The 25,780-nt window shown below is 64.8% G+C and carries 24 protein-coding genes; 3 read left to right on the top strand and 21 right to left on the bottom strand.

Annotated elements, in window-relative coordinates:
• Positions 1 to 55 precede the first annotated feature (55 nt).
• From gspN to AC1KVG_RS17075, 14 genes are all read right to left on the bottom strand, one after another.
• Positions 56 to 739 carry a type II secretion system protein N gene (gspN, locus tag AC1KVG_RS17140; RefSeq protein ID WP_481095203.1) on the bottom strand — a complete coding sequence of 228 codons (684 nt, stop codon included), beginning with the start codon at positions 737 to 739 and terminating at the stop codon, positions 56 to 58.
• Positions 740 to 771: 32 nt separating this feature from the next.
• The gene (gspM, locus tag AC1KVG_RS17135; protein WP_481095186.1) at positions 772 to 1,248 is read right to left on the bottom strand and encodes a type II secretion system protein GspM; all 477 of its coding nucleotides are present in this window, start codon (positions 1,246 to 1,248) and stop codon (positions 772 to 774) included.
• Positions 1,245 to 2,333 (bottom strand): type II secretion system protein GspL, encoded by a 1,089-nt coding sequence (gene gspL / locus AC1KVG_RS17130; RefSeq protein ID WP_481095185.1) that lies wholly within the window; start codon positions 2,331 to 2,333, stop codon positions 1,245 to 1,247. Before gspL ends, gspM begins: the two co-directional genes overlap by 4 nt.
• A complete protein-coding gene (gene gspK, locus AC1KVG_RS17125; RefSeq protein ID WP_481095184.1) occupies positions 2,330 to 3,322 on the bottom strand; it encodes a type II secretion system minor pseudopilin GspK in 993 nt (330 codons plus the stop codon). The genes gspL and gspK overlap by 4 nt, the downstream gene beginning before the upstream one ends.
• Positions 3,319 to 3,942, bottom strand: a complete 624-nt coding sequence (gspJ, locus tag AC1KVG_RS17120) for a type II secretion system minor pseudopilin GspJ (RefSeq protein ID WP_481095183.1) — start codon at positions 3,940 to 3,942, stop codon at positions 3,319 to 3,321. Before gspJ ends, gspK begins: the two co-directional genes overlap by 4 nt.
• The gene (gene gspI / locus AC1KVG_RS17115) at positions 3,939 to 4,319 is read right to left on the bottom strand and encodes a type II secretion system minor pseudopilin GspI (protein WP_481095182.1); all 381 of its coding nucleotides are present in this window, start codon (positions 4,317 to 4,319) and stop codon (positions 3,939 to 3,941) included. Before gspI ends, gspJ begins: the two co-directional genes overlap by 4 nt.
• Positions 4,303 to 4,761 carry a GspH/FimT family pseudopilin gene (locus AC1KVG_RS17110; RefSeq protein WP_481095181.1) on the bottom strand — a complete coding sequence of 153 codons (459 nt, stop codon included), beginning with the start codon at positions 4,759 to 4,761 and terminating at the stop codon, positions 4,303 to 4,305. Before AC1KVG_RS17110 ends, gspI begins: the two co-directional genes overlap by 17 nt.
• Before the next feature lie 51 nt (positions 4,762 to 4,812).
• Positions 4,813 to 5,277, bottom strand: a complete 465-nt coding sequence (gspG, locus tag AC1KVG_RS17105; protein ID WP_481095180.1) for a type II secretion system major pseudopilin GspG — start codon at positions 5,275 to 5,277, stop codon at positions 4,813 to 4,815.
• A 28-nt stretch (positions 5,278 to 5,305) separates the two neighbouring features.
• The gene (gene gspF / locus AC1KVG_RS17100) at positions 5,306 to 6,502 is read right to left on the bottom strand and encodes a type II secretion system inner membrane protein GspF (RefSeq protein WP_481095179.1); all 1,197 of its coding nucleotides are present in this window, start codon (positions 6,500 to 6,502) and stop codon (positions 5,306 to 5,308) included.
• Complete coding sequence (gene gspE / locus AC1KVG_RS17095; RefSeq protein WP_481095178.1) at positions 6,489 to 7,976, bottom strand: type II secretion system ATPase GspE; 1,488 nt, start codon at positions 7,974 to 7,976, stop codon at positions 6,489 to 6,491. Before gspE ends, gspF begins: the two co-directional genes overlap by 14 nt.
• A 4-nt stretch (positions 7,977 to 7,980) precedes the next feature.
• A complete protein-coding gene (gene gspD / locus AC1KVG_RS17090; protein WP_481095177.1) occupies positions 7,981 to 10,053 on the bottom strand; it encodes a type II secretion system secretin GspD in 2,073 nt (690 codons plus the stop codon).
• On the bottom strand, positions 10,050 to 10,865 hold the full coding sequence (locus AC1KVG_RS17085; RefSeq protein ID WP_481095176.1) for a type II secretion system protein N: 816 nt from the start codon (positions 10,863 to 10,865) through the stop codon (positions 10,050 to 10,052). Before AC1KVG_RS17085 ends, gspD begins: the two co-directional genes overlap by 4 nt.
• Positions 10,866 to 11,024: 159 nt before the next feature.
• Positions 11,025 to 13,688 carry a TonB-dependent receptor domain-containing protein gene (locus tag AC1KVG_RS17080; RefSeq protein WP_023905129.1) on the bottom strand — a complete coding sequence of 888 codons (2,664 nt, stop codon included), beginning with the start codon at positions 13,686 to 13,688 and terminating at the stop codon, positions 11,025 to 11,027.
• Positions 13,689 to 13,766: 78 nt separating this feature from the next.
• Entirely contained in the window at positions 13,767 to 15,245 is a 1,479-nt protein-coding gene (locus AC1KVG_RS17075; RefSeq protein WP_043889440.1) for a hypothetical protein, read from the bottom strand.
• Positions 15,246 to 15,432: 187 nt separating this feature from the next.
• On the opposite strand from AC1KVG_RS17075, the gene AC1KVG_RS17070 reads away from it, so the two are divergent.
• The gene (locus AC1KVG_RS17070; protein WP_481095175.1) at positions 15,433 to 16,290 is read left to right on the top strand and encodes a 2OG-Fe(II) oxygenase; all 858 of its coding nucleotides are present in this window, start codon (positions 15,433 to 15,435) and stop codon (positions 16,288 to 16,290) included.
• 641 nt (positions 16,291 to 16,931) lie between these two features.
• Here AC1KVG_RS17070 and AC1KVG_RS17065 read toward each other — a convergent pair.
• Both AC1KVG_RS17065 and AC1KVG_RS17060 read right to left on the bottom strand, forming a co-directional pair.
• On the bottom strand, positions 16,932 to 17,345 hold the full coding sequence (locus AC1KVG_RS17065) for a VanZ family protein (protein ID WP_481095174.1): 414 nt from the start codon (positions 17,343 to 17,345) through the stop codon (positions 16,932 to 16,934).
• On the bottom strand, positions 17,333 to 18,586 hold the full coding sequence (locus AC1KVG_RS17060; RefSeq protein ID WP_481095173.1) for a class I SAM-dependent methyltransferase: 1,254 nt from the start codon (positions 18,584 to 18,586) through the stop codon (positions 17,333 to 17,335). Before AC1KVG_RS17060 ends, AC1KVG_RS17065 begins: the two co-directional genes overlap by 13 nt.
• On the opposite strand from AC1KVG_RS17060, the gene AC1KVG_RS17055 reads away from it, so the two are divergent.
• Positions 18,585 to 19,322 (top strand): pteridine reductase, encoded by a 738-nt coding sequence (locus AC1KVG_RS17055; RefSeq protein WP_481095172.1) that lies wholly within the window; start codon positions 18,585 to 18,587, stop codon positions 19,320 to 19,322. The two genes, AC1KVG_RS17060 and AC1KVG_RS17055, sit on opposite strands and share 2 nt — an antisense overlap.
• 172 nt (positions 19,323 to 19,494) lie before the next feature.
• Here AC1KVG_RS17055 and folK read toward each other — a convergent pair whose 3' ends face one another.
• From folK to AC1KVG_RS17030, 5 genes are all read right to left on the bottom strand, one after another.
• Positions 19,495 to 20,010: a 2-amino-4-hydroxy-6-hydroxymethyldihydropteridine diphosphokinase gene (gene folK, locus AC1KVG_RS17050; protein WP_481095171.1), complete on the bottom strand. Its 516-nt coding sequence runs from the start codon at positions 20,008 to 20,010 to the stop codon at positions 19,495 to 19,497.
• 93 nt (positions 20,011 to 20,103) lie between these two features.
• Positions 20,104 to 21,606 (bottom strand): ATP-binding response regulator, encoded by a 1,503-nt coding sequence (locus tag AC1KVG_RS17045; RefSeq protein ID WP_481095170.1) that lies wholly within the window; start codon positions 21,604 to 21,606, stop codon positions 20,104 to 20,106.
• Between the two features lie 3 nt (positions 21,607 to 21,609).
• Positions 21,610 to 22,050, bottom strand: a complete 441-nt coding sequence (locus AC1KVG_RS17040) for a response regulator (protein WP_006452631.1) — start codon at positions 22,048 to 22,050, stop codon at positions 21,610 to 21,612.
• A complete protein-coding gene (locus AC1KVG_RS17035) occupies positions 22,047 to 23,858 on the bottom strand; it encodes a sensor histidine kinase (RefSeq protein ID WP_481095169.1) in 1,812 nt (603 codons plus the stop codon). Before AC1KVG_RS17035 ends, AC1KVG_RS17040 begins: the two co-directional genes overlap by 4 nt.
• 277 nt (positions 23,859 to 24,135) lie before the next feature.
• Positions 24,136 to 24,507, bottom strand: coding sequence for a BON domain-containing protein (locus AC1KVG_RS17030; RefSeq protein WP_023905139.1), 372 nt, complete (start codon positions 24,505 to 24,507; stop codon positions 24,136 to 24,138).
• A 150-nt stretch (positions 24,508 to 24,657) separates the two neighbouring features.
• Here AC1KVG_RS17030 and AC1KVG_RS17025 point away from each other — a divergent pair, with 150 nt between their 5' ends.
• Positions 24,658 to 25,728: an oxidoreductase gene (locus AC1KVG_RS17025; protein ID WP_074058284.1), complete on the top strand. Its 1,071-nt coding sequence runs from the start codon at positions 24,658 to 24,660 to the stop codon at positions 25,726 to 25,728.
• The last annotated feature ends 52 nt before the right edge of the window (positions 25,729 to 25,780 follow it).

The raw sequence follows: 25,780 nt of genomic DNA, 5'->3' as shown, positions 1-25,780 counted from the left end.
GCACGGTAATGGTGCAGAAGACCGATCACCCGTTGCGTAAGCTGCAAAGCCGCGCTCAGCGCAATTGCCCCTGATCGATGCGCAACAACGTGCGCTCAGGCGTGGCGGCAAAGCCCAGCAATTGCAGGCCCACGCCCAACACCGCGTCCTGACCGGGATCGACGCGCGACTGCAGCTGCCAGCGTCCGTCGCGCCACAGTTGCAGCTGCGCGTTGGCCTGCACGCCTGCAGGCAGCGCGGCGTCCGGCAGCAGTGTCAGCACTGCGGTGTCGTCCACGCACACCGGTTGCCCGGATAACCGCAGCGGCGGCAAACCCGGCAGCTCGCCCGCCCCACTCGGCAGCAGTTGCAGGCTCACCCGCCCACGCGCCTGCACGCAACGGGTGGCATCGAACAGCAGATCGACCTGCTGCAGTTCCAATGCCAGATCGATCAAGGTCATCCCCGCAGGCTGGCGTACCAACAACTGCCCCTGCGCATCGCGAATGCCGTGTTGCGTGCCATCCACCAGCAGCACTTGCAGCTGCGTGGCCTGCAGGTGCACCTGGCGCTCGCCACGCCACAACGGCCAGACGCGTGGCCGCACCGCGACATCGCCGAATGCGATGCCTTGCCATTGCACCTGTCGCAACGTGCCGGCCCACACCGGCCCTTCCACGTCCAGCACCGAAAACGGCAGCCCCTCGCGTGGCAACACCAGGCGCAGTGGCAGCCATGCCAGCAGCGCGACCAATAACATCAGTGCAAATACCAAAATCCAACGCGTGCGCGTCACGGTGCGGGCTCCGCAAATCCGCAGCGTACCCGCAGTTGGCCCTGGTCGCGCACGATGCTCAGCTGCGTCGGTGCCAGGCCATGCGCTTGCCGCAGCCGTTCCAGCCAGGCGAACAAGGTGGTGGCGCTCACCGCATCGATCTGCACCTCCACACCGCCCGCAGCGCTGCGCTGCTGCGAGCTGATGCCGACACCGGCATCGCGTGCGCTGCTTGCGATGATCTCCGCCAGCCCAGCTGTGCCCGCTGGGGCGGGACGCTTGGTTGCCGACGTCTGCGCGGATGCATCCAGTACCATCTGAGCCGCATCTGCGTAACGCGCCTGCGCCTGTACACGCCAGTGCCGCAGTGGCAGGTAGAGCGCATACCAACCGACGAACGCGGCCACTGCGGCGCACATCACGCCCAGCATCACCCGCTCGCGCGGCGCACGCGTCTGCCACCACTGCATCCCGCGTTGCAGACCTGCACTCATCGCAGCGGCTCCAGCACGAATGGCGTGCGCAGGCGATCGTCCTCGCTCTGGCTGGTGCCTGGTTGCAACCTCCATCCTGCCTCTGCCAGCCGCGCGGAAAGTTGCTGCACGCTGGCGGCATCGGTATGCAGCAGTGTGGCCCGCAACGGCTGTGCGGATTGATAGTCGAGCTGATCCAGTTCGGCAGCGGGAATGGCATCGACTGCGGCGAACAAGCTGCCGAGCTGCACCGCCAGGGTATCGACCGCTGCGCCCGCGTGCCGACGAGCCTGCAGCGCTGCCGGCACCGCCGCTGTGTCGTGCACGCCCAACTGTGCGGCGGCGCGCGATTGCAGCACCCGCGCACCTACTTCATAGCGCAGTGTCTGCGCCAGCAGTAACAGCAACGGCGACAGCAGCACCAGCGCAGCCAACACCGCAAGACGACGCGACGTGACCGTCTGTGCCGTGGCCGGCTTTGCAGCGAATGCGTGCTGACGCAGATTGATCGGCGCGTGTGTGGCGTATCGCGCAAAGCAGGCAATCGCTAGCGCAGGATCGGACGCGGGCGGTTGTGCCGGCGCGCGCTCGCCCAGCAGCATGCGTGCAACCTCGGGCTCCAGGCTGCAGGCCAGGCCTGCGGCACGGATCAGCCAACGGCCATCCCAGTCCATCACTGCCGCCGCACCGTCGGCACCGGGCTCCAGCAGCAGGCAATCGGGCACCACGGCATCGGGGGTGACGCCTAGCTGCGCTGCGCGCGCCAACCACTGCTGCATCACCGCGCTCTCCACCGCAGCCACCAGGCGCGTGCCATCGGCTTCGGCAGTCTCGGCGATCACCACATGCAAGGTCTGCGTCTCCACGGCCAGATGCTCGGCCAGTTGCAGGCGCGCGGCGGCTATCGATTGCGCGGTGCTGCGGCCAGGCAATGTCAGCCAGCGCAACTGCACGCCCACGCCCGGCACCACCAGCACGCAGCGTGCAGACGCTTCAAACGGCGCGCTGGCTGCGCGTTGCGACAGCACCTGGCCATGCGCATCCACACGCACGGCGATGGCCTGCGCAGTGGCATCGGTGGTCAGCAACAGCAAGGTGGTACTCATTCGTCGGAACTCCATTGGCGTGCCACCAGCCGCACACGCCCCGCAGGATCTTGCTGCAACAAGGCATCCAGCATGACCTGCGCGCCGGCGTGGTCGACCTGGCTGTAGAGGGAGAAATAGCTGGTGCGTAGTGCGAATTGTTCCAATACGGCGTTGGAAGGCTCGGCCTGTATCAGCGCAGGCTGGCTCAGGAACGTCTTGGCGTCGCGCCATCCTCCGGCCGGCCGCGCGGCAATGACGCGTCGCGCAGCTGGCAGCTCCAACGCGCCTTCGGTGAGCGCCACCAACACCGGCGCATCTTCCAGGCTGAGCGTATTGATATTGATCGGCGACAAGCGCCCCTCCGGCAAGGCACACAGATACGGCCGTAATTGCGCGATCACCTGCGGCGTATAACCGGCGATGGCGCGCAGTTCGCTGACGCCGGCCAGCAAGGTCGCCCCGGTGCGCAACGGCACTGCCAGTTGCAGGTAACGATCGTCTTCGGCGCCCTGCGCACCGGGTTGGCTGTCGCTGTCGATCCAGTCCACCAGCGCATCGCTCAAGGCCTGCGCCTGTTGCGGCGCGATGCCGAGCACCTGCAGCAACGCGATGTATTGGCGTGTACCGTCGTCGTTGCGTTGCCATTGCTCGGGAGCGCCGGCGACCACACTGTTGAGATTGAAGCAGCCGCCGCGGTCGCGCAGACGCACGCTCACCGCGCCGTCGTCCAGCGGGAAGGTGATCGGTTGATCGTTCCAGCCGCCCTCCAGCGTGGTGCGCATCGGGTCGCGCCTGGCCAATACCTGTAGACGTTGCCGCGCAATGTTTTCGGTGCCCAGCGCATACCACTGCGCCTGCGTCATCGCCTCGCCATTGCCGCTACGACGCAGACCGAAGCGCAGATCGTCCAGCACCGCAACCATCAGCAGCGTCATCACTGCGACCAGCAGCAACACCGTCAGCAGTGCGACGCCGCGTTGCTGCGTACCTGCATTCAAGGCTTTCACCCGCGCCCCTCCGGCAGCACGAACAGCTGACGCACGCGGCCCCATTGCTCCAGGTCCAGCTCCAGCGAGATCGCATCCGGCAGTGCCTCGAGCCCGCCGCTCCAGCCATCGCTCCACTGCGCGCGATAGTGAAACCCCACCACCGCCGAGCGCACGCCACGCAGCACCACCTGCGGCGTGCCGGCAACTGCGCCATCGAGTGCGGGGCGTGCACTGCGCTCGAGGCGTCCATCGACCACGCGGTACTCCACATACTGCAACGACGCACGCGGCGCCTGATCCGGGTTGCTCCAACCGCGCCGCACAAAACCGAACAAGGGCCCGGGCGCACCGGGCGGGCTTGCGACGAACGCGGTGCGTGCAGCACCGCCCTCGCTGTTACGCGTGCGCCGCACAGCGGCCTGCTGCAAATCGCTACGCAGCAGACCATGCGCAAGTTGAAACTCGCGAATCTGCTGTAGGCGCGCACGTACCGCATCGCGCTGATCGATGCTCTGTCGCATCACCACCACTGCCGCGACCGCCACCAGTGCGAACACCGCCAGTGCGACCAGCAGCTCGATCAAGGTGAAGCCGGCACTGCCACGGGTGCACAGTGCGGCACGACGTGCGCGGATCATTCGGCGCTCCGCAAGACGCTGAGGCTGGCGATTTCCTGCGCCTGCGCTGCGACCCGCACCTGCACCTGGATCCGCACAATGCCTGCGCCGCCGGCCGGCATCGATTTGCGCTGCCAGTCCCATGTACGTCCGCCCAGGGTCTCTTGCCCATGCGCCGGTGCCAGCGCTGCGGCCGTCGGCGCGAGCATCGCCTCGATTGCCTGATTCTCTGCAACTACCGCAGCCAGCGCGCGTTCCTCCAACACCACGGCAGTGCGCGTGCTTTCGCCGGACAGATTCAGCAAGCCAACCACGGCCATACCGAAGATCGCCAGCGCGACCATCAGTTCGAGCAGCGAGAATCCAGCGCTGTCATGGCGGTTACCGTTGTGGCGCATCGACCCGCACCACGCCGGCTGCATCCACCAGGACCTGCACCTGCTGTTGACCGTCAGCCAGCGCGATGCGTTGCGGCGTGGCCGCGCCGGTAGGATCGAAACGCACGCTCACTTGCGTGCCGCCAACCGGCAACGCGGTCTGCACGCCAGCTGGCCAACGCAGTGCGGTAAAGGGTTTCTCATCCAGTGGCACCCAACGCTGCTGCGCCTGACGTCGGAATGCATATCCACCCGCATCGACGGTCACCTCGACCATGCGCAGGCTCAGGATCGCCTCGTCGCGTGCGTGCAGCAGGGCGCTGGCCAACGCATCGGCCTGGTCGTGCAGATCGCGCCGCGTATCGGGCAAGGTCATCACCACCAAGGTGCTGGCGAGTGCGGTGATCACCAGCACTGCGAGCAGTTCGAGCAAGGTGAAACCGCGTGTGCGCGCAGGCGACATGCGCACAAGTGATCGTCTTGCAGTGGCCGTTTGCGCGAGCACCGTTGCAACTCAGCGCCAGTTGCCGATATCGGCATTGTCGGCGTCGCCGCCTTCCACGCCATCGGCGCCGAACGAATACACATCGAAGCCACCACTGCGGCCCGGGCGACGGTACTGATACGCATGGCCCCACGGATCTTCCGGCAGGCGGCGGATGTAGCCACCCTGGCGATAGCGCTCCGGCCGGGTCAATCCGCTCGGCGCGTTGAGCAGTGCCTGCAAGCCCTGTTCGGTGCTCGGGTAGCTGAGGTTGTCCAGGCGATAGGTTTCCAGCGCCTGCTCCAGCACTGCCACATCGGCACGCGCTTTCTCGACCATCGCGCGGTCCTGGCTGGGCATCACGTTGATCATCACCACGGTGGCAAGCAGGCCGATGATGACGATCACCACCATCAACTCGACCAGGGTGAAGCCGCGCATGCGCCTGCACGATGTGAGCGAGCCGATGCGTACGCGAGGATGGATGGACTGCATGAGGATCTCCAAGGATAAGCGGCCGCGCTCAACCAAGCGCGAGGGTGTTGAATTGCAGGATGGGCAGCAGGATCGACAGCACGATCACCGCCACCACGCCGCCGAGCAGCACGATGATGGCCGGCTCCAGCAGGCTCATCGCCGCGGTGGTGAACGACTCGAATTCGCGCTCCAGATAATCGGCGGCGCGTTCCAGCATCGGCGCCAGGCGCCCGCTGTTCTCGCCGCTGGAGGCCATGTACAACAGCGTCGGTGGAAACACGCCGGCCCGCTTCATCGCCGCGGCCAGGCTGCCGCCCTCACGAATCGCGGTGACCATGTTGTCAGTGGCCAGCCGCAACGCGCGGTTGTCGACGGTGCGCGCGGCGATCATCAAGCCTTCCATCAACGGCAGCCCGCTGTTGACCATGATGGCCAGGGTGCGCGCCATGCGTGCGGCGTGCAGATCGCGGATCAACCGGCCGAGCAGGGGCGCACGCAGCACCGCGCGGTCAGCCGCCAGACGTAGCTCCGGGCGCTTGAGCAGCCGCAGCGCTGCGATCACCGCAATGACCAACGCAATCAGCAACGGAATGCCTGCATGCAACAGAAAGTTGGAGACGCCAATCACCATGCGCGTCAGCAACGGCAACGCACGCCCCATCGAATCGAACTGATCCACCACCTTGGGCACCACGAAGGTCATCAGCACGATCACCACCGCACCAGCGGTCAAGGCCAACGCCGCCGGGTAGACCAACGCAGACTGCAACTTGCTGCGCACCTGCGCTTGCCGTTCCAGCAAGTCCGCCAACCGCTCCAGCACATGCGGCAACGCACCGGCGCTTTCGCCCGCGGCCACCATCGCGCGATACAGCGGCGGAAACGCGTTGCCCTGGCGTGTCATCGCATCGGACAGACGGAAGCCTTCGACCACCAGCCCGTGCGTCTGGCTGGTGACCCGGCGCACGCCGCGGCGCTCGGACTGGGTGCCGATGGTGCGCAGCGCTTCTTCCAGCGGCGCGGTCTCCACCAGTGTGGCGAGCTGGCGGGTGAACAGCACCAGATCCTTGCCGCTGAAACGCGCCGGCCGCACGCTGCTGGTCGCGACCGCCGCCTCCACGCGCACCGGTACCCACTGCCGCTGTTCCAGTTGCGCACGCGCACTGTGCGCGTTGTCGGCAGTGATCACGCCCTGGCGGCTGTGCCCGTGCAGATCGAGCACGGTGTAATCAAACCGTGGCATGCGCATCGTCCTGTTGGCGGGTGACGCGTAGCGCTTCTTCCAGCGTGGTGAGACCTTGCAGCACCGCCGCGCGCGCGGCATCGCCCAGGCGCGGTGCGCGTGCGAAGGCCACCGCGGCCAACGCATCTTCGTCGGCGTTGTCGCCGATCAGGCGCCGCATTGCATCATCCACCGCGATGGCTTCGTAAATGCCCACACGGCCGGCGTAACCGCTGTGATGGCAGACCGGGCAACCCACCGCGCTGTAGATCGTTGCCGCGTCCGTGGCATCCAACAGCTGGCGCGTGCCGGCATCCAGCGGGCGCGGTGCGCGGCACTGCGTGCACAGGCGCCGTACCAACCGCTGCGCCAGAATCAACCGCAGGCTCGATGCGAGCAGGAACGGTTCGATGCCCATGTCGCGCAGGCGCGTGACCGCACCCACCGCATCGTTGGTGTGCACGGTGGACAGCACCAGGTGGCCGGTCAAACTGGCCTGCACCGCAATCTGCGCGGTCTCGGTATCGCGGATCTCGCCGATCATCACCACGTCCGGGTCCTGCCGCAGGATCGCGCGCAAGCCAACCGCAAAGGTCATGCCCACGCGCGCGTTGACCTGGGTCTGGCCGACGCCGTCGATGGCGTATTCCACCGGGTCTTCCACCGTGAGGATGTTGCGCGAGCCATCGTTGAGCAGGCTCAGCGCCGCATACAGCGTGGTGGTCTTGCCCGAACCGGTCGGGCCGGTGACCAGCACGATGCCGTTGGGCACCTGCAAGGCGCGCTGCACGGTGTGCATCACCGCAGGCGGCATGCCCAACTGCGCCAACGACAGCGTGCCCTGCTCCTTGTCCAGAATACGTAACACCACGCGCTCGCTGCTGCGCGTAGGCAGCGTGGAGACACGTACATCCAACGCCTTGGCACCCATCACCAACGACACGCGGCCATCTTGCGGAATGCGTTTTTCGGCGATATCCAGGCGTGCCATCACCTTCACGCGCGACACCAGCAGCGGGGCGATGCGTCCGGGCAGCCTGGCCGCTTCGCGCATCACGCCATCCACGCGCAGCCGCACGCGCAAGCGCGATTCGTAGGATTCCAGATGCACGTCCGAGGCGCCCAAGCGCGCAGCCTCGGCGATGATGCCGTTGATCAGGCGGATGATCGGCGCATCGTCCTGGCTGTCGAGCAGATCGGCGGTGGGGATATCGTCGATCAACGAATCCAGGCTGCCGTGCAGATCCAGCGCCTCCACCTGCACACCCTGCTCCATGCCCGCATCGGCGTAGATCTCCGACACATGCCGGTCGAAGACCGAAGGCGCCAAAGTGCGTACCTGCAATGGCACACCGAGCGCACGCCGCAGCTCGATCAAGGCCTGCACATCGCCACCTTCGCGTAGGCCGATCTGCGCAGCAGTGTCGCTACTGAGCAGCACCACGCCGTGGCGCTTGGCGAACGCATACGAAATGCTGGCGCGCGCACTGCTCATGGCATCAGCGCTGCACGGGGCGTGCGCTGGGCGCAGGCGTCGGTGCTGGCGCCACCGACGATGGCGCGGCCGGCAACTGCGGCGGCTGTGCACGCAGATAGTCGCGCACCAGTGCATCGAGCGCGGCTTCCGGGTCGCCATCGGCCAACTGGCGATCGCGCAGATAGTTGTAGCGCGGTGCGGTCATGCGCTGCGCATCGGCCGCATCGCGGATGATGGTCGGGCGAATGAACACCATCAGATTGGTCTTGTCGCGATTGCGCGATTTATGCCGGAACAGCGCGCCCAGGCCGGGCACATCGCCCAGCAGCGGCACCTTCTCGACCGTCTGGCGGTCGTTCTGATCGAGCAGACCACCCAGCGCGACGATGGCGCCGTTTTCCACCACCACGCGGGTTTCGATCTGGCGCTTGTTGAACACCAGCTCCGAGGACTGCGCGCTGACCGGCCCGGCAATCGCCGAGACCTCCTGCTTGATCGCCAGCGTGATGCCGCCCGCGGTATTGATCTGCGGGCGCACCTCCAGCTGCACGCCCACATCCTGGCGCTGGATGGTGCGGAACGGATTGACGTTGGCGGTGCCCAGCACTTCGCCGGTGGTGATCGGCACTTCCTGGCCGACCAGAATGCGCGCCTGCTCGTTGTCCAGCGTCATGATCGACGGTGTGGACAACAGGTTGGAGCCGGTGTCGCTCTTGACCGCATCGATGATCATGCCGAACACCGCATCGTTGCTTTGCCCGGCCAGGCCGATCAAGCCGCCGCTCAACCCCAGCAACGATTGCGCGGCCACATTGCGCGCCTGCTCCAGCACCGAATCTTCTTCGCCATTGTTGCTGCGCGTGCCGGCAGCCGCAGCGGCCAGCGGCACGATGCCCGGCGATGCACCGCTGTATTGCGTGGCGATCAACGGCACCGTGCCATTGCGGCCGGCCAGCAACAGCTGCACGCCCAGGCGCTTGGCGGCGGTGTCGGAGATCTCCACCACGATCGCTTCGACCAGGACCTGCTCGCGATGCACGTCAAGTTGCCGGATCACATCCATCAAGGCGCGCTGGGTTTCCGGGTCGGCATTGATGATCAAGGCATTGGAGCCGGGGTAGCGCACGATCACCGGGCGCTTGCCGGCAGCCGGTGCAATCACCTGCGTCTGTGCGCCACCGGCAGCGGCTGCCACATCCACTGCAGTCGGGCGCGCATCCTGCCCAGGCTGCGCGTCATTGCCTGGCGTCTGCCCGACCAGCTGCTGCAATACCGGCAGCAATTGTTCGGCACTGGCGTGTTGCAGACGCACCACACTGACATCGCCACGCCGCTCGGCGCGCCCGTCCAGATCCACCGCGGTGCGCACCACGCGCTGCACCAGCGCCGGATCGCCACGCACGATCAGCGAATTGCTGCTTTCCACCGGCAACACCGACAGCACATTGCTTCGCTCGCCCGCCTGCCCGAACAACGAGGTCAACGTGCGTGCCAGTTCCTGCGCCGAGCTATTGCGCAAGGTCACCGTGTCGATCGCCGCACGGTCGGTGTCGATCTGCGCGACCAGGCCGCGCACGCGGCGCAGATTGTCGGCGTAGTCGGCAATCAGCAGGCTATTGCCTTGCGGCATCGCCATGATCACGCCGCCGCGCCCGATCAAGGGCTTGAGAATCTCAGCAGCGCTGCGCGCATCCACGCGCTGCAGGGTGAACACCTGCGTGGCAAAACCCAGGTTGCCGTTGGCTGCGCTGCCGGGCTGTTGCGCTGCGGTGTCGTCGGGAATGATGCGATAGGTCGAAGGACCGCTGGACACCGCGATCAAGCCATTGGCACGCAACACCGCCAGCAGCATGCCAAGCAAATCCTCTTCCGACATCGCCTGTGCACGCGCCACATTGACGGTGCCCTGCACGCGCGTGTCCACGATGAAGGTAATGCCGGTGGCACGCGACACATCCTGGATGAAGGCACGCAGGTCCACATCTTGTAAACGCACGGCCGGCGCATCGGCGGCATGCAGCGACACCATCGGCACGGCCGGCAGTGCAAGCAACAACGTGGCTGAAAGCAGCCATACGGGGCGAACAGCAGTCATTGCGGGCGCTTCAAGGTCATGGTGTGGGTCTGGCCGTCGCGGCGGTAGGTCAGCGTGGCCGCCTGGCCATCGCGCAGTTCGTCCTGCAGCTCGCGCAGGTGTTCGGCATCGAGCGTGCGGCCATTGATTTGAGTCAGCACATCGCCCGGTGCCAGGCCGGCCTGGCGCAACAGTGCGCCATCGCCGCGCGGCATCACGGTGAAGCCGCCGCCATCCGTACTTGCGCGCAAGCCGGCGGTCGTCAGCAGTTGTTGTGGGTCGACGGCCGTGGCTGCAGCAGCGCCAGCCACTGTGCCCACATTCGACATCACCGCAGGTGCGGAGCTTGCCGACGTTGTCGCGTTCGCTGCAGGCGATGCGCTCGACGACGACGCCATGGATTCGACCAACGCCAGACGCCGCACGCCGTTGCTTGCACGCAGCAACACGTGATCGCTCGCGATCGCGTGCACCACCACGCCAGGCACCACGGCATCGCCCACGCGATACGCGCCTTGCTTGCCATCGCCACTGCTCAAAAACGCAGCCGCTTGCGTACCGCCTGCGCGTACCCCATGCAACACGATGCCGTCGCTGTTGCTCTCGGGCACGCTGCGATAGAACACATCGCGGCGCAATGCGGGCACATCCGCATTAGCTACCGTGGCGACCTGGCCAGTGCCCAACGGCCCGATCGGTGTGATCAACAGCCACAGCAAGCGCGCGCACTGCAGCGCCAACACCGCAAGCAGCACGCAGGCCACCGCAGTGCGAACACCACGCAGCGTCATCACGGGTTTCAAGGAGGGCAAAGCGCGCTGCAAAGCGGACATCCGTCTCAGGATTGCGGTCGGATGACAGAATGCGGCAGCAATGTGTCAGTTCGAAGAAACCGATGACACATGCCGACACACGGCGACACACCATCAAACGCAAAACGCCCGCCATGCGATGCATAGCGGGCGTTTGCGTTGACAGCAGTACGCGTTGGATCAGAAGCGCGCTGTCACACTCAGGTCATACGTCACGCCAGGCTGGTACTCGTACAGGTCCACCCGGTTGCTGCCCAGGCTCTGGTATTCCTGATACTTGGTCTTGAGCAGATTGCGTGCCGCAAAGTTCAACGACAGCGTATTGCCCGACCACACCAGACCCTTCTTGATCACCAGATCCAGCGAGGTGCCCGGCTTGTCGATGTAATCCGGCTGCCCCGGGCGACCACGCGCCGACACCCGCTCGCCGACATAGTTGGCGATCAACGTGGCCTGGCTGTGGGTGCTTTCGCTTTCCACACCGATCTGCAGGTTGGCGATGTCGTCGGACTGCCCCTGCAAGGCCGAGCCATCGCGGATGAACAAGGTCGCCTGCACCGGCGCAGTGAAGCCGAACGGCTGCACGGTGTCGCCATCGCTGGCACTCACCTCCGACTTGGTACGCGTGTAGTTGCCGGACACGAACACCCGGTTGTCGCCCCACCAGTCACCCGCGATCGGCAGGTCCAGATACTTCTTGGCTTCCAGCTCGACGCCGTACAGCGTGGCTTTGGGCGCATTGATGAAACTCTGCACGATGCCGCCACCCGGCGCATCGTTGACGATGGCTTCGATCGGCTTGTCGATGCTCTTGTAGAACGCGCCAACGGTGACGTACTGGCCCGGCTCGAAGAACCATTCGTAGCGCGCATCCAGATTGACCAGCTCGCTATCGACCAGGAACGGGTTGCCGAAGAACTGGCGGTCGATATCCGGATCCAGATACTGCTGAGGTGCCATTTCGCGAAACTGCGGCCGTGCAATGGTCTTGGAGGCACCAAAGCGCAGCTGCTGATTCTCGGCAAAATTCCAGGTCACCGTGGCCGATGGCAGCGCGTAGCTGTTCTCCAGCGGTGCCACGCTGTCCTGGCGCGTGCCGCTGAAGATGTCGTACGGATGCACCGCCTGCGTGGCGTCTTCGTAACGCACACCGACGGTGGCGCGCAGCGTCGGCACGATCTCGCCTTCGGCCTGCAGATACGCCGCCTTGACCTTCAAGGTCGCATCGTACGCGGCCGCACCAAAGCTGCCGGTGGTTTCGCGCAGACGCAGCAGATCGTTGCTGAGGTTGAAATCGGAGATCAGGTAATCCACACGCTGGAACTGGTTGTAGAACGGCAACGGACCATCCAGCGCCAGGAAGCGGAATTCGCGGCTCCACGCCGTGCGGTCGTTGTCCAGATAAGCCAGACCACCCTTGACGGTCAGGTCGTGCTCGATCGGCAGGCGCCAGGTCACATCCACGCCACCGCTGGCCACCTTGTCGTCGACCTTGCTGAAGCGGGTGTAGTTCTGCACGCGCGAGGCATCGTGCGCCCAGTAACCGTCAAGCAGCTCGTAACGAATGCCGGTTTCGTACGGCACATCGCGGCTGGCATTGGCCACCGCTGCGCGCCATTCGATCTTCAAGTCATCGTATTCGCCGAATGCATGCGTACCGCGCAGCTGGTTGTTGATCAGCTGGCGCTCGTACCACTCGGTGTTGTCGTCGCGCACATCGAACCCGGCCAGCTCATCGCGGCCGGCACGGCTACGCGCCACTTTCAAGGCGTCGTGCACATACAAGGTGGTCCAGCCGATGGTGTGGCGGCCGTATTCCCAACCCAGGCCCAGCATGCCGTTGGTGCGCACGTTGTTGCGGGTGGTGGCGAAGTCGTAATTGGAATTGAACTCGACCGTATCGCCGACAAAGATGCCGTCCTGCTGCTTGCCGGTGCGCGTGCGCCATTCGTTGTCGTAACTGGCCACCGCAATGATGCCCAGCTTGGCTTCGCCCACGTCCATGCTGTAGCCGGCGCTGCCGCCGACATTGACGTCCGGAGCGATGCTGTCCTTTTCCTGCAGCACGTACAGGTTGGCATTGTTCAAGCTGCGGCCGATGCTGCGGATGTCCTCGCGCGAGAAGCTGCCCAGGTCGACGCGCCGGCCGCTCTGGATCGCATCGCGCAACGCGGCAGGCTGCTTGCGCGTGCCATCGTCATAGCCCCACTCGTCGTCGCCGGAGCCGTAGTAAGTCAGGCCTTTTTCGCCGGTGCTGACGCTGTTGACGCCGCCGCCTACGGTGAGCGAGAGAAACGGTTTATCCGGCACCGTCATCGATTGCAGATCGATCACGCCGCCGCCGAATTCGCCCGGATAATCGGCCGAATAGGTTTTTTGCACGGTCACGCTGGCCAGCACATCGCTGGGGAACAGATCCAGCGGCACCACGCGCTGCATCGGCTCGGGGCTGGGCAAGGGCGAGCCATTGAACAATGCCGAGGAATAGCGCTCGCCCAGGCCGCGCACATACACATATTTACCGCGCGACAGGCTCAGGCCGGTGACACGCGTCAGCGCCACCGCTGCGCTGCTGTCGCCGGTGCGCTCCATGTCCTCACGGGTGATGAACGATGCCACCTCGGAGGTCTGCAGCATCGGTTCGGGAATGTACTCGCCACGCACCACGACCTGGTCGAGTTGCTTGGGCGCACTGTTGGTGGTGCTGGTAGTGCTGCTGGTGCCGCTGCTGGAATCGGCATCGGTGGTGGTCGATTGCGCCAGCGCAGCGCCGGAAAACAGCAAGGTGGAAATGGAAAGAGACAGGCCCGTCCGCGAAAGACGGGCGACAGCGGAGGTTCGCATCGTGGGAGCCCTGGCAACTGAAAGATGAAGCTGGACGCTTCACGCGGCGACCATCGGGCCGCCGCGTGACGCTGTGCCTCAGCAGGGACGATCGGCGGTCAGACCGCAGGTCCAGCCCTGCCACCAGGTGTCGTTGGCATCACGCACGCCACCGATGTAGTTCACCTGCTGGAAGAAGCTGCTCACCCCATTCAAGCCCTGGAATGCCGGCACGGCGGTTTCGTTGGCGCCATTGACGAAGGTGTTCTGCAACGTGGACACACCGTTGGCAACGTTGTTGGTACCGGCCGCAAACTGGGTGGCCGCACGCGCATCGCTACCGAAGGCGGTCGGGCAGGCGAAGAACACCGAGTTGAACGTGCCCAGGGTGTCGGCGTCGGCCAGGTTGAAGCACACCAGGCCATCGCCGGTGCCACCCGCCGGACGCGTAAACACCGAGTTGTAGAACGCGGCCTGCGTGCCCTGGTTGAGCATGATCGCCGCACCGGCGCGCGCATTGCCCACGTAGGTGAAGTTGGCCACCTTCGGGCGCGAATACGGCTGGCGACGCAGGCTGCTCCACTCGTTCATGCGGTCGCCGCCGCCGGCACGCTGCACCACGATGCCGAACTGCAAGGCGCCGTTCCAACCGGCATCGGTATCCAGCGAATCGTCGTCGGCACCGGTGATCACCACGTGGCTGCCGTTGACCGAACCACCGAACCATTCGATGCCGTCGTCGGAGCTGTTGTGGATCTGCACGTAATCCAGACGCGTGCCGTTGCCCACACCGGCCAGGGTGATGCCCTGCAGCTCGTTGTTGGGCGAAATTTCGAAGCCCGAATACATCACGCGCAGATAGCGCATGGAACCGCTGTTGTCGGTGACGCTGTTGCCGCCGTAGAACGCGTTGGTGCCTTCCACCTGCGCCTGGCATTCCGGCGTACCTGACACGGTGGTGCCCGGGCAGTTGTTGATGGCCGCGCGGCCCAACACCACAATGCCGCCCCACAGGCCGATGGTATTGGCGGTGACGGTGCCGTCCAGCGCCTGACGCGCGGTGAACACGATCGGTGCGGTCGCGCTGCCTTCGGCAAAGATCTGCGAGCCGCGATTGACCACGATGTAGTCGCTCCCCGACGAGCCGTACAACGTCGTGCCCGGCTCGATCGTCAAGATGCCCTGCGCGCTGCCGGCGGCCGGTGCAATGGCATTGCCGCCGCGGTCGGTCCCCACGTTGACGCGGCCACTGATCGAATACGCAGTGCCTGCACGTGCCGGTACAACCAGATTGCCGGTGATGGTGTCCGGCAACTGGCAGGCGCGCAGCGTGTTGTTGGCGATGGTGCCGACGTTGGAAAAACCGGTCGGGCAATCCGCAGCCGGGCCGGTCGGTGCCGGCGCAGGCGTCGGTGCCGGCGTGGGCGCAGGCGTCGGTGCAGGAGCGGGTGTCGGTGCGGGCGGAAACGCGCCCTCGCCAGGCGAAGCGACGCGGTCGGCACCACCACCGCAGGCGGACAGCGCCAGTGCGGTACCAAACGTCATCAATAATGTCTTGCTGCTGTTGCGAACGGCCATGCGGCTGATCTCCAGGTCAAAAGGTCCGGTATGAAGAGGAGTCGTCAAGAATTGGTGGCGTTCCGCGCACTGCAGTGGCGAGCACGTTCAAGATCCCCGTCACTTTTATAGGGGCTATGTGTTGCATTTGTCTTACCGCGACACATTTGACATAAAGCTGCCACACGTTGGCATGCACTGTAGGGCGATGACATCTACCACTATTCCCGCCGCCCTGGGCGATTGGATCATTGCGCAGGCACTGGCCGGCCAACCGCCCGAGCAAGCGCTACAACCGCTACTGGATCAGGGCTGGAACGAGCAAGACGCCATCGACGCGGTCGAAGCGCTGTTGCGTGAGCACATCCAGCAACACGCAGTGACACACAGCCTGCCGCTACCGGTGCGCGTGCCTGCGGTGTTGCAGGACAACGATGCCTCGCTGCTGGATCTGGGCGACCGCCAGGTGCGCGTACTGGTCAGCCTGCTGCTGCCGCGCGTGGTGGTGCTGGGTGGTTTTTTGTCCGATGCCGAATGCGATGCCTTGATCGCACTGGCACAACCACGCCTGGCACGCTCGCGCACCGTGGACAACGACAACGGCGCGCAGATCGTGCACGCCGCGCGCACCAGTGACAGCATGTGTCTGCAACTGGGCCAGGATGCGTTATGCCAACGCATCGAAGCGCGTATCGCACGCCTGCTCGATTGGCCGGTGGACCACGGCGAAGGATTGCAGGTCTTGCGCTACGCCACCGGCGCGGAATATCAGCCGCACTACGATTACTTCGACCCAACCGCCGCCGGCACGCCGGTGTTGTTGCAGGCCGGCGGCCAACGCCTCGCATCGCTGGTGATGTATCTCAACACGCCCGAACGCGGCGGCGCCACGCGCTTTCCCGATGCACATCTGGACGTGGCTGCCGTCAAAGGCAACGCCGTGTTTTTCAGCTACGACCGCCCGCATCCGATGACGCGCAGCCTGCATGCCGGCGCACCGGTATTAGCCGGCGAAAAGTGGGTCGCAACCAAGTGGTTGCGCGAACGCGCGGTGCGTTTGACCTAGTCAGTCGAGCGCGCGGTGCCCTTGCCGCACCAGACAGTTTGCTGGTTGCTTGAAAACATGCACACAGACCACCTCGACTGGTCCTTGCCCGTCCACCGTCGCGGGACCTTACGCGGCATGAATGCCGCGTAAGAGCCTACATGGACGTACTTGCGGCGTGTCCCGCGATGGTGGGCGGGCAAGGGCCCTGCAGCGGAATCACAGATCAACCGCTCTGTAACTGATCTATCCGCACTCTCCATGCGTTTCAAGACACCCGAGATTTCGAGTCGTAGCGTCGTTTAGATGCGATCAAAAGCTTGGTGAGTCGAGTGCGCGGTGCCCTCACCAGAAAGTTGGTCGGTAGTTTGATGAAAGCCTGCCTGTTGATCGCGTTGCGCTTTGCGTTGCGAAGCTGATCGGCCGTGGCGTTATCCAAACAACACATGCCTTGCTTGCAACCATGCACACCGACCACCTCGACTGGTCCTTGCCAGCCCACCGTCGCGGGACCTTACGCGGCATGGATGCCGCGTAAGAGCCTACATGGACGTACTTGCGGCGTGTCCCGCGAGGGTGGGCGGGCAAGGGCCCTGCAGCCAAACTGCAGCCCTGAGCACTACGTTTTGCCAGTCATCCCAAAACCGCAAAACACAGAAAAATCAGCGCGACCCAAACACCCGCTGATCCACCCGCAACATCACCAATCGCAGCCGCGTCCAAGCAAGACACAACCCGGCAAGGATGCCCAAGGTATCGGCAAGCGCATCGTAGGGATCAGCACTGCGATTGGTCGTCAACGCACCTTGCGCGATCTCGATACCGATACCCAGCAACACCAACCCGAACGCCGCATACAACAACGCCCGACGTGTGGCGAACAACTGCACCGCACCCCAGCACAACAACGCGAACGTCAAAAAGTGCTCCGCCTTATCGCTGTTGGAGGGTAGCTCCGGAAACTCTGGCGGTGGCCCCAGGCACACCGCAATCACCACGAAAATTGCCGCGACCCACAAACCCACCCACAACCACGGCCGATAAAACGGACGCAGCGCAGACGTCACAGCCGCCATGTGAGATCGCCCGCCAGAAATGCCGGCGCAAAATCGACATCGCGCGCAAAGCCCATCACCTGGAATCGCTCGCCCATTTCGCTGGGCAAGGTCAAGCGTTTGATCTGCTCGCGCAAGCGCATGCGCCCCACCTCATCGGTGCGCGTATCGGCCTGCGCCAGCAACGCATCCAGACCGTTGCCGAGCAGAAAGCTCGATTGCGTGCAGTAACCGGCCAACTCGAAACCGGCACCGGTGCCGGCCTCGGCCAACGCGGTGAAGTCTACCGACGCGGTCAGATCCTGCAGACCCGGCCAGCGATACAGATCCTCATGCATGCGATGGCGATAGAACGCACGCAAGGTGCCGTCTTCGCGTTGTGCACGATAGAACTCGCCACGCGGGTAACCGTAGTCGACAAACAACATCGCCCCGCGCTTCAGACCACCGGCCACCGCCTGAATCCAGTACGGCAACTGCGGCAACAACTCCGAGCGATAGCCATCGGCGAACGGCTGCTGCAGATAGCGCTCCAGATGACGCACCGCTGCACCCAGCAACGCATCGGCCGGCTGCTCGCCACGTGCAAACTGCTGCTGCGCATCCAGCACCACGGTTTCCTCATACACCTCGCCATCGCGCAGCGCGAAGCGCGGCGTGGGCAATGCATCGATCACTTCGTTGGCGAACAGCACGCCGTCCCAATCGTCCGGAAACGGTGCATCCAGCCACTCGACCAGATCGAACACCGGCGGTATCAGCGTGCGCCCCAACCGCTCGCGCTGACGTTCGCGCAAGTCTGCACTGGGCTCCAGAATCGCGTAACGCTCGGGCAGCGCATCGAGCTCGAGCAAGCGCTTGAGCGTGACTTCGGCAAATGCGCCGCTGCCACCGCCTACTTCGAGCACGCGGGCAGTTGGGCCAAGTTGCTGCAACACCGGCGCCAACGCACCGGACACGGTCGCTGCGAACAACGGCCCAAGCTCGGGCGCGGTGACGAAATCGCCGGCCTCGCCAAATTTGCTGGAGCCGGCGCTGTAATAGCCAAGACCCGGCGCATACAGCGCCAGCTCCATGAAACGCGAGAACGGGATCGCACCACCGGCAGCGGCGATTTCGGCGCGCACATGCGCAGCCAGGCGGTCGCTGTGCGCCAAGGCGTCCGAATCGGGAGTGGGAAGGTCGGCGTGCATGCGGGCACCGGTTGCGGGGAGAATGCACAGGATAGCCGAGCCCTTTGCAACGCCGAGCGAGTACGCCATGACAGACAGTTCCAAGGTGGTATTGATCACCGGCGCAGGCCGCCGTATCGGCGCCCAGATCGCCACCACCCTGCATGCGGCCGGCTACCGCGTGGCCTTGCATGCGCACCGCTCCGGTGAGGCGCTCAGCGCGCGCGTGGCCGCGTTGTGCGCGCAACGCGCAGGCAGCGCGCTGGCCTTGCACGCCGATCTGCGCTTGCCGGAGGCACCGGCGCAACTGGTCGCCGACTGCATCGCCACATTCGGCCGCCTGGATGGCGTGGTCAACAACGCCTCGGCGTTCTATCCCACCGCGCTGGGCGAAGCGACCGCAGCGCAATGGGACGAGTTGTTTGCAGTCAACGCGCGCGCGCCGTTCTTCATCGCCCAGGCTGCGGCCGCACAACTGCGCCAGCACAGCGGAGCCATCGTCAACCTCACCGACCTGCATGCCCAGCAGCCGATGCGCAATCACCCACTGTACGGCGCCTCCAAGAGTGCGCTGGAAATGCTGACCCGCTCGCTCGCACTGGAACTGGCACCGCAGGTGCGGGTCAATGCGGTCGCCCCCGGCGCGATTCTGTGGCCGGAAGAAGGCAAGTCTTCCGACGCCAAGCAGGCCCTGCTCGCGCGCACGCCGCTGGCACGCATCGGCACGCCCGAAGAGATCGCCGAGGCAGTGCGCTGGTTGCTCGATGAAGCCAGCTTCGTCACTGGCCATACCTTGCATGTGGACGGTGGCCGCCAGCTCAGTTGAGCAACTGTCCAGGCGGCCAGGCGTGCTGCCGCGCACACTCGCTCCATGTGCGCTGCGGATAACGCGCTACCTGCAGACTCGACCATGACGGTTCCGGGCGGCACCTTTCATGCCTGCCTACGACGATCCGCACGCGTTGTCGGTCACACCTTGCCGGTACTGCAGCGCTGCGCTACTGCGCCACAGCCGCCGCGACGGGGGCCGCCTCCAGCTCCACCGTCGTGAACGCGGTGCCGTGTTGCGGATGCGCCTGCCATAGCGCCGCCAACGTCTGCCCACTCAACGGGTCGACAAAGCCAGGCGCGATATCGGCCAGCGGCTTCAACACGAACGCATGCTTGAGCTCCGGCCGCGGAATACGCAGATGCCCGGGCCCTTCGATGATGCAATCACCGAAGAACACCACATCCACATCCAGGGTGCGGTCACTGAAACGCGGGCCGCTGCGGTCGCGGCCGTGCGCGTCTTCCAGCGCATGCAGCCAATGATCGAGCGCGTGCAGATCCAGATCGGTATCCAGCACCACCGCGTTGTTGACGAAGTCCGGCCCGTCGAAGCCCACCGCCGGCGTGCGGTACGCAGGCGACACGTCGAGCTGGCCAAAGCGCGCGCGCAAGGCGTCGACGGCCAAGCGAAGATAGTGAGTCGGCTGGACATTGCTGCCGAGGCTGAGAAGCACGGTGGTCATGCGTTATTCGCGCATGCGGCCGGCGTGGGCGTCAACTGTTGCAATCGCATTGCACTTGAACAAGCACGCCCGCAACGCGCGAAAACCCCTGGATCAGGCCATTTCGAGCGCGTGCGACACGGCACGGAACACCCGGCGCATTTCCAGCGGCTTGCGCAGCACATGCACCGGGATATCCGCCGGAAAGTGCATCCGCTGCAGCGGCGCGCCGACATCTTCCAGCACGATCGCCGGGCCTTGATAGCCCAGCTCCTGCATGCTCAACAGCACGCTCACGGCCGAGAGCAGAATGATGTCGCTGTCGATGATCACCAGGTCGGGCATGGCGTGTGGCTGCACCAGTTGCAGCGCGGCCGCACCATCGGTGGCCAGCTGCGGCTGATAGCCCTGGCTGGACAGTGCATTACCCAGCAGCGACAGGCGCGTGGCTTCGCCGTCTACCAGCAGGATGCGTTGCCCATGGCCCAGCGGCAGCGGCGGCTCGGCGTCGGCAACCGCCACCGCGTTCGAGCGCATCGGCACCAGCATGTCGAAACGCGTGCCCTCGCCCAACCGGCTGTCGACCAGGATGCTGCCGCCGTAGCTTTCGATGATGCGCTTGCACGAAATCAGCCCCAGCCCGGTGCCATCGGCCTTGGTGGTGAAGAAGGGGCTGAACAAGCGTGCGCGGGTTTCATCGCTCATGCCTACGCCGGTGTCGGCCACGCTCATGCGCACGCGCGCATCGTCATGGCGATCGGCCGACAGAATCAATGTGCCGCCACCTGGCATCGCCTGGATCGCGTTCAAGCCCAGGTTGAGCAGGCATTGCTGCAGCTCGGTGTAATTGGCCTCGATGGTCAGATCCAGGGCGATCGTCTCCATCTGCAGGCGCACGCCATCGGGCAGGCTGCTCCTGAGCAGCATCTGCACACCCTGGAACAGGCTGGCGACGGACACCTGCTCGCGCGGCTTGTTGGAGCCGCGCACGAACGAGAGCATCGACTCGGCCATTTCATGCCCGCGCCGGCCGCACTCGGCCACCACCTTGGCTAATTGACGCAGCTGCGGGTCCTCGGTGCGCCCGGCCAGCAGGTCGGGCACGATCAACAACGGCTGCAGGATATTGCGCAAGTCGTGACTCAACCCGGCCGCCAGCATCGCCAGGCTTTCCAGCCGCTGCGCGCGCATCAGCTCGCTCTCCACGCGCTGACGTTCCAGGTCGGCACGCGCTTCGCGGATCGCGCGGATCACCGCACTCGGCAAGCGGGTCGGGTTGTGCTTGATGATGTAGTCGTTGGCGCCGTCCTGCAGCGCCTTGACCGCAGTCTCCTCGCCCATGGTGCCGGAGACGAAGATGAAGGGCGTGGCGCCGTTCTGGCGCACCAGACGCAATGCCTGGTGGCCGGAAAACCCGGGCATGCTCAGATCCGACAGCACGATGTCCGGCTGGAATTCATCCAGCGCGCTGCGCAGCGAGCGTTCGCTGTCCACGCGCTCGAACGCCGCGTCGATGCCGGCATCCAGCAGCTGATCGGACAACAGCTCGGCATCTTCCGGTGAATCTTCCACCAGAAGGATCTTCAGCTGCTCCAGTTTGCCACCCTCTTGCAGCATGGTTCAGTCCAGCTCCGGTGCCTGATTGATGACCGCCCAGAACGTGCCGAGCGTCTTGACTGCATTGAAGAACTGATCGACATCCACCGGCTTGACCACATAGGCATTCACGCCCAGGTCCCAGCTGCGGGCCAGATCGCTCTCTTCGCGCGAGGACGACAGGATCACGATCGGCAAGCGCTTGAGCGTCTCGTCGCCGCGCACCTGCTTGAGCACTTCCAGGCCATCCAGCCGCGGCATCTTGATGTCCAGCAGCAACACCGCCGGCAAGCCTTCCTCGCGATCGGCGAACGCGCCACGACGCAGCAGGTAGTCCATGGTTTCCACACCGTCTTCGACGTGCACGATGGGGTTGGCCAGGCGGGCTTCGCGCAGGGCGTCAACCGCCATTTCTGCATCGGCCGGGCTGTCTTCTGCCAGAAGAATGGTACGGATGGCACTCATGCATTGAACTCTTGGTTGGGCGCTTCATGCGCAGGGGGAAGCACAAAATGGAACGTGGCGCCTTCGTCGACGACACCCTCGGCCCAGACCCGGCCGCCGTGGCGCGTCAACACGCGCCTGACGCTGGCCAGGCCAATGCCGGTACCGGCGTATTCGCTGGCCTTGTGCAGACGCTGGAACACACCGAACAACTTTGCGCTGTACTCCATATCGAAGCCGGCACCGTTGTCGCGCACGCTGAATTGATGGCCGCCGTCCGGTAGCGGCCGGTAGCTGACCTCGATCTTGGCCACTTCGCGCTTGGCGCTGTACTTGACCGCATTGCCCAGCAAGTTCATCCACAGCTGGCGCATCATGTTTTCGTCGGCCACCAGCACCGGCAGCGGGGCGATATGCCATTCCACACGGTGGCCGGTGTTTTCGCTCTGCACGCTGGAATCCAGGATCGCGCGCGTCTCCGACACCAGCGATTGCATGTCCACCGCCTGCAGGCGCAGCGCACTGCGGCCCAGGCGCGAGTACACCAGCAGATCGTCGATCAGCGACGCCATGCGCCGCGCCGAGCTGCTGATCACTTCCATGTAGTGACGCGATTTTTCGTCCGCCGCATCGCCCAGGTGACGCGCCAGCTTGTCCGAAAAACCGGCCACATGCCGCAACGGTGCGCGCAGATCGTGCGAGACCGAATAGCTGAAGGCTTCCAGCTCGCGGTTGACCTCGGACACCTGATCGACCTTGCCTTCCATCTGCCGGTTGAGTTCCTGGATGCGCTGCTGCGAGGCTTTCTGCAGGCTGATGTCGCTCACCGTCATCAGCACCACATCTTCGTCGTTGGTATCGGGCAATGGCATGCGTCGCGCGTTGATCAACATGGTGCGCAGCACGCCATCGGCGCCGCGCTGCTCATGTTCGTAATCCCACAACTCGCGGTCGCGCAGCAGCACGTCGGCAAGCCGCTGATGAATCTGCGCATCGCGCCACACGCCCTCGCCCACGTCCTCCAGCGACATCGATTCGTTACCGCGCTCTTCCAGGCCATACAACTCGGCGAAGGCCGGGTTGTGCAGCATGATGCGCTGTTTGTCATCCAGCAGCACGATCGGCTCGCGCACGGTCTGCAGCACCGAACTGGCGCGGCCATTGGCACGCAGATATTCCTGCTCGGCCGCCAGGCGGCGGCGGATCTGCCGCTGCAGCAACCAGATCACCGTGCCCAGCAGCAGCAACTGCACGGCCAGCGTCCCCCAGCTCAGTACCGCGTAATGCGTGCGTTCTTTGGTGGCGCGCGTACTGCGCAGTTCCAGCAACTTGCTTTCGGCGCTTTGCAACTCGTCGATCAACAGCCGGATCGGGTTGTTCAATGTCATGTCGTCGATCAGCGCACGGATCAGCGCCGGATCGGTCGCCACGGCGATACGCTCGGCCAGCAGCAAGCGGCGCTCGATCGTGCTCTGGATGCGCCCCATCCGCACTTGCTGAGCCGGGTTGTCCTTGGTCAACACGATGAGCTGATGCACCGCCGCCAGCGCTTCACGCCGGCCACGCCGCATGCGCTCCAGCAAGGCGGGGCGCACCACACCATGCGAGCGCATCAGCGCCGCCGATTCGGTGTCGCGCATCGCCGCTTCCAGACGCTGCGCGGTCTCCTGCACGTCCTGGCTATGCGAGACCCACACCGCGGCCTGATTGGCGTTGTGCGCCATTTGCTGCAACAGCAACGAGGGCACCACCACAATCAGGAACACGGCAACTGCCAGCAAAGGCAGGCGCCAGCGATCCCATCTGTCTGCTTGGACCGTTGTCTGCATTACTCGATCTGTATCCGCTCGCTGCAAGGACCCGAAGGCGCGCCGGTATTATCCCCGACCAGACCCAAGGTGAGATTAATGATTCAGATTTGTCACGCCGATCCGTGACATAGCTGAATGGGCATATCATAAGTGCAGCAAACGTGAAAATGGTGAGAGCGGGCGCCACCTGTCGGCTGGCCTGCGACACACCAACAAAAAAGGCGCACTCCGTAGAGTACGCCTTCGTGCTCAGGCCAACCGCCTCGTCGCGGCGGCCCGGCATCTATGACTGCGATTACTTCTTCGCAGCAACAACCTTCAGACCCACCGACTTGACGCTCTTGACGCCTTCGATGCCCTTGGCCACAGCCACGGCCTTGTCGTGCTCGGCCTTGGTCGCGACTGAACCGGTCAACGTCACGATGCCGTTCTTGGTCTCGACCTTGACGTCGGTACCCGACACGTTGTCGGTGGCCAGCAGATCGGCCTTCACCTTGGTGGTGATCCAGGTGTCGGTCACCGGCTTCTTGGACTCGTCCATGCTGGCAGCGTGGTCCTTGTGATCGGCATGTTCCTGCGGCGCCGCGAATGCCTGCGAGGCACCCAGCGTCAGGCCGAGCGACAGCGACAAAGCCAGCAACTTGCGTGCATGCGTCATATTCTTCATCCGATACCCCTTCCAGTGAATGTGGCCGCAGTCTGCAGTGGCGTTCGTCGTGCAGGTGTGACTGCCGGATGCAGAGGTTGTGAACCTGGCGCACACGGGTGTGTGCAATACCATGGACGCTTCCTCAGTCGTTGCGATGAACCGTTTTCAATGCCTAAACCGTTCAATCTGGCCGTCGTCGGCTATGGCTATGTCGGCCGCACCTTTCATGCCCCGCTGATTGCCAGCACACCGGGTTTGCAGTTGCACAGCGTGGTGTCGTCCAAGCCGCAACAAGCGCAGGCCGACTTCCCCGATGTGGCCGTGCTTGCCGATCTGGAAACCGCGTTGGCCGACCCCGCGCTCGATGCGGTGGTGCTTGCCACACCCAACCAGACCCATGCGCCGTTCGCCTTGCAGGCACTGGCCGCCGGCAAGCACGTGCTGGTCGACAAACCCTTCGCACTGGATGCCGCACAGGCGCGCGAGGTGGTGGACGCCGCTGCAGCGGCCGGGCGCATCGTCAGCGTGTTTCAGAACCGCCGCTGGGACGCAGACTTTCTCACCGTGCGCCGGCTGATCGACGAAGGCCAGCTGGGCGAGGTGGTGGAATTCCATTCGCACTTCGACCGCTACCGCCCGCAGGTGCGCGACCGTTGGCGCGAGAGCGACATCCCCGGCGCCGGGCTGTGGTACGACCTGGGCCCGCATCTGCTCGATCAGGCACTGCAATTGTTCGGCACCCCGCAGGCGATCAGCGCAGATCTGCAGCGCCAACGCAGCCAGGCACGCAGCGACGATTATTTCCATGTGACCCTGCGTTACCCGCGCCTGCGCGTGATCCTGCATGCCGGCTCGTTGGTGGCCGACAGCAGCCTGCGCTTTGCCGTCCACGGCACTCGCGGCAGTTATCTCAAGCACGGGCTGGATACGCAGGAAGACCAACTCCGCGCCGGGCGTCGCCCGGGCACCGCCGGCTGGGGTGTCGACCCGCTGCCCGGCACCGTCACCCGTGTCGATGAAGAAGGCCGCGTGCACACCCATCAACCCGACACCCTGCCCGGCGACTATCGCAACTGCTACGCCGCATTTCGCGATGCATTGGCCGGTACCGGCCCGGCACCGGTCAGTGGTGCAGACGCCGTGCAATTGATGGAGCTGCTGGAGCTGGCGCAACGCAGTGCTGCGTCGGGTCAGGTGCAGTGGCTGGATGGTGCCGGCGCCACGTCTGGCGACCGCTGAAACGACTGCGCGCCCGCAAGGCAGGCGCGCATGACCTGCTTCACTCGCTGAC

It is taken from the genome of Xanthomonas sp. NCPPB 3959, from assembly GCF_056675575.1.
Note: the sequence above shows the minus strand (reverse complement) of the source record. Positions and strands in the feature narration are given on the sequence as shown.

Coding starts and splice junctions, on each gene's coding strand:
- AC1KVG_RS17085 (WP_481095176.1), bottom strand. CDS start 10,865: ATGTCCGCTTTGCAGCGCGCTTTGCCCTCCTTGAAACCCGTGATGACG.
- gspD (WP_481095177.1), bottom strand. CDS start 10,053: ATGACTGCTGTTCGCCCCGTATGGCTGCTTTCAGCCACGTTGTTGCTT.
- AC1KVG_RS17075 (WP_043889440.1), bottom strand. CDS start 15,245: ATGGCCGTTCGCAACAGCAGCAAGACATTATTGATGACGTTTGGTACC.
- AC1KVG_RS17060 (WP_481095173.1), bottom strand. CDS start 18,586: ATGGCGTACTCGCTCGGCGTTGCAAAGGGCTCGGCTATCCTGTGCATT.
- gspL (WP_481095185.1), bottom strand. CDS start 2,333: ATGAGTACCACCTTGCTGTTGCTGACCACCGATGCCACTGCGCAGGCC.
- AC1KVG_RS17030 (WP_023905139.1), bottom strand. CDS start 24,507: ATGAAGAATATGACGCATGCACGCAAGTTGCTGGCTTTGTCGCTGTCG.
- AC1KVG_RS17040 (WP_006452631.1), bottom strand. CDS start 22,050: ATGAGTGCCATCCGTACCATTCTTCTGGCAGAAGACAGCCCGGCCGAT.
- AC1KVG_RS17025 (WP_074058284.1), top strand. CDS start 24,658: ATGCCTAAACCGTTCAATCTGGCCGTCGTCGGCTATGGCTATGTCGGC.
- AC1KVG_RS17080 (WP_023905129.1), bottom strand. CDS start 13,688: ATGCGAACCTCCGCTGTCGCCCGTCTTTCGCGGACGGGCCTGTCTCTT.
- AC1KVG_RS17070 (WP_481095175.1), top strand. CDS start 15,433: ATGACATCTACCACTATTCCCGCCGCCCTGGGCGATTGGATCATTGCG.
- AC1KVG_RS17035 (WP_481095169.1), bottom strand. CDS start 23,858: ATGCAGACAACGGTCCAAGCAGACAGATGGGATCGCTGGCGCCTGCCT.
- folK (WP_481095171.1), bottom strand. CDS start 20,010: ATGACCACCGTGCTTCTCAGCCTCGGCAGCAATGTCCAGCCGACTCAC.
- AC1KVG_RS17045 (WP_481095170.1), bottom strand. CDS start 21,606: ATGCTGCAAGAGGGTGGCAAACTGGAGCAGCTGAAGATCCTTCTGGTG.
- AC1KVG_RS17065 (WP_481095174.1), bottom strand. CDS start 17,345: ATGGCGGCTGTGACGTCTGCGCTGCGTCCGTTTTATCGGCCGTGGTTG.
- gspM (WP_481095186.1), bottom strand. CDS start 1,248: ATGAGTGCAGGTCTGCAACGCGGGATGCAGTGGTGGCAGACGCGTGCG.
- AC1KVG_RS17110 (WP_481095181.1), bottom strand. CDS start 4,761: ATGTCGCCTGCGCGCACACGCGGTTTCACCTTGCTCGAACTGCTCGCA.
- gspG (WP_481095180.1), bottom strand. CDS start 5,277: ATGCAGTCCATCCATCCTCGCGTACGCATCGGCTCGCTCACATCGTGC.
- gspN (WP_481095203.1), bottom strand. CDS start 739: ATGTTATTGGTCGCGCTGCTGGCATGGCTGCCACTGCGCCTGGTGTTG.
- gspF (WP_481095179.1), bottom strand. CDS start 6,502: ATGCCACGGTTTGATTACACCGTGCTCGATCTGCACGGGCACAGCCGC.
- AC1KVG_RS17055 (WP_481095172.1), top strand. CDS start 18,585: ATGACAGACAGTTCCAAGGTGGTATTGATCACCGGCGCAGGCCGCCGT.
- gspE (WP_481095178.1), bottom strand. CDS start 7,976: ATGAGCAGTGCGCGCGCCAGCATTTCGTATGCGTTCGCCAAGCGCCAC.
- gspJ (WP_481095183.1), bottom strand. CDS start 3,942: ATGATCCGCGCACGTCGTGCCGCACTGTGCACCCGTGGCAGTGCCGGC.
- gspI (WP_481095182.1), bottom strand. CDS start 4,319: ATGCGCCACAACGGTAACCGCCATGACAGCGCTGGATTCTCGCTGCTC.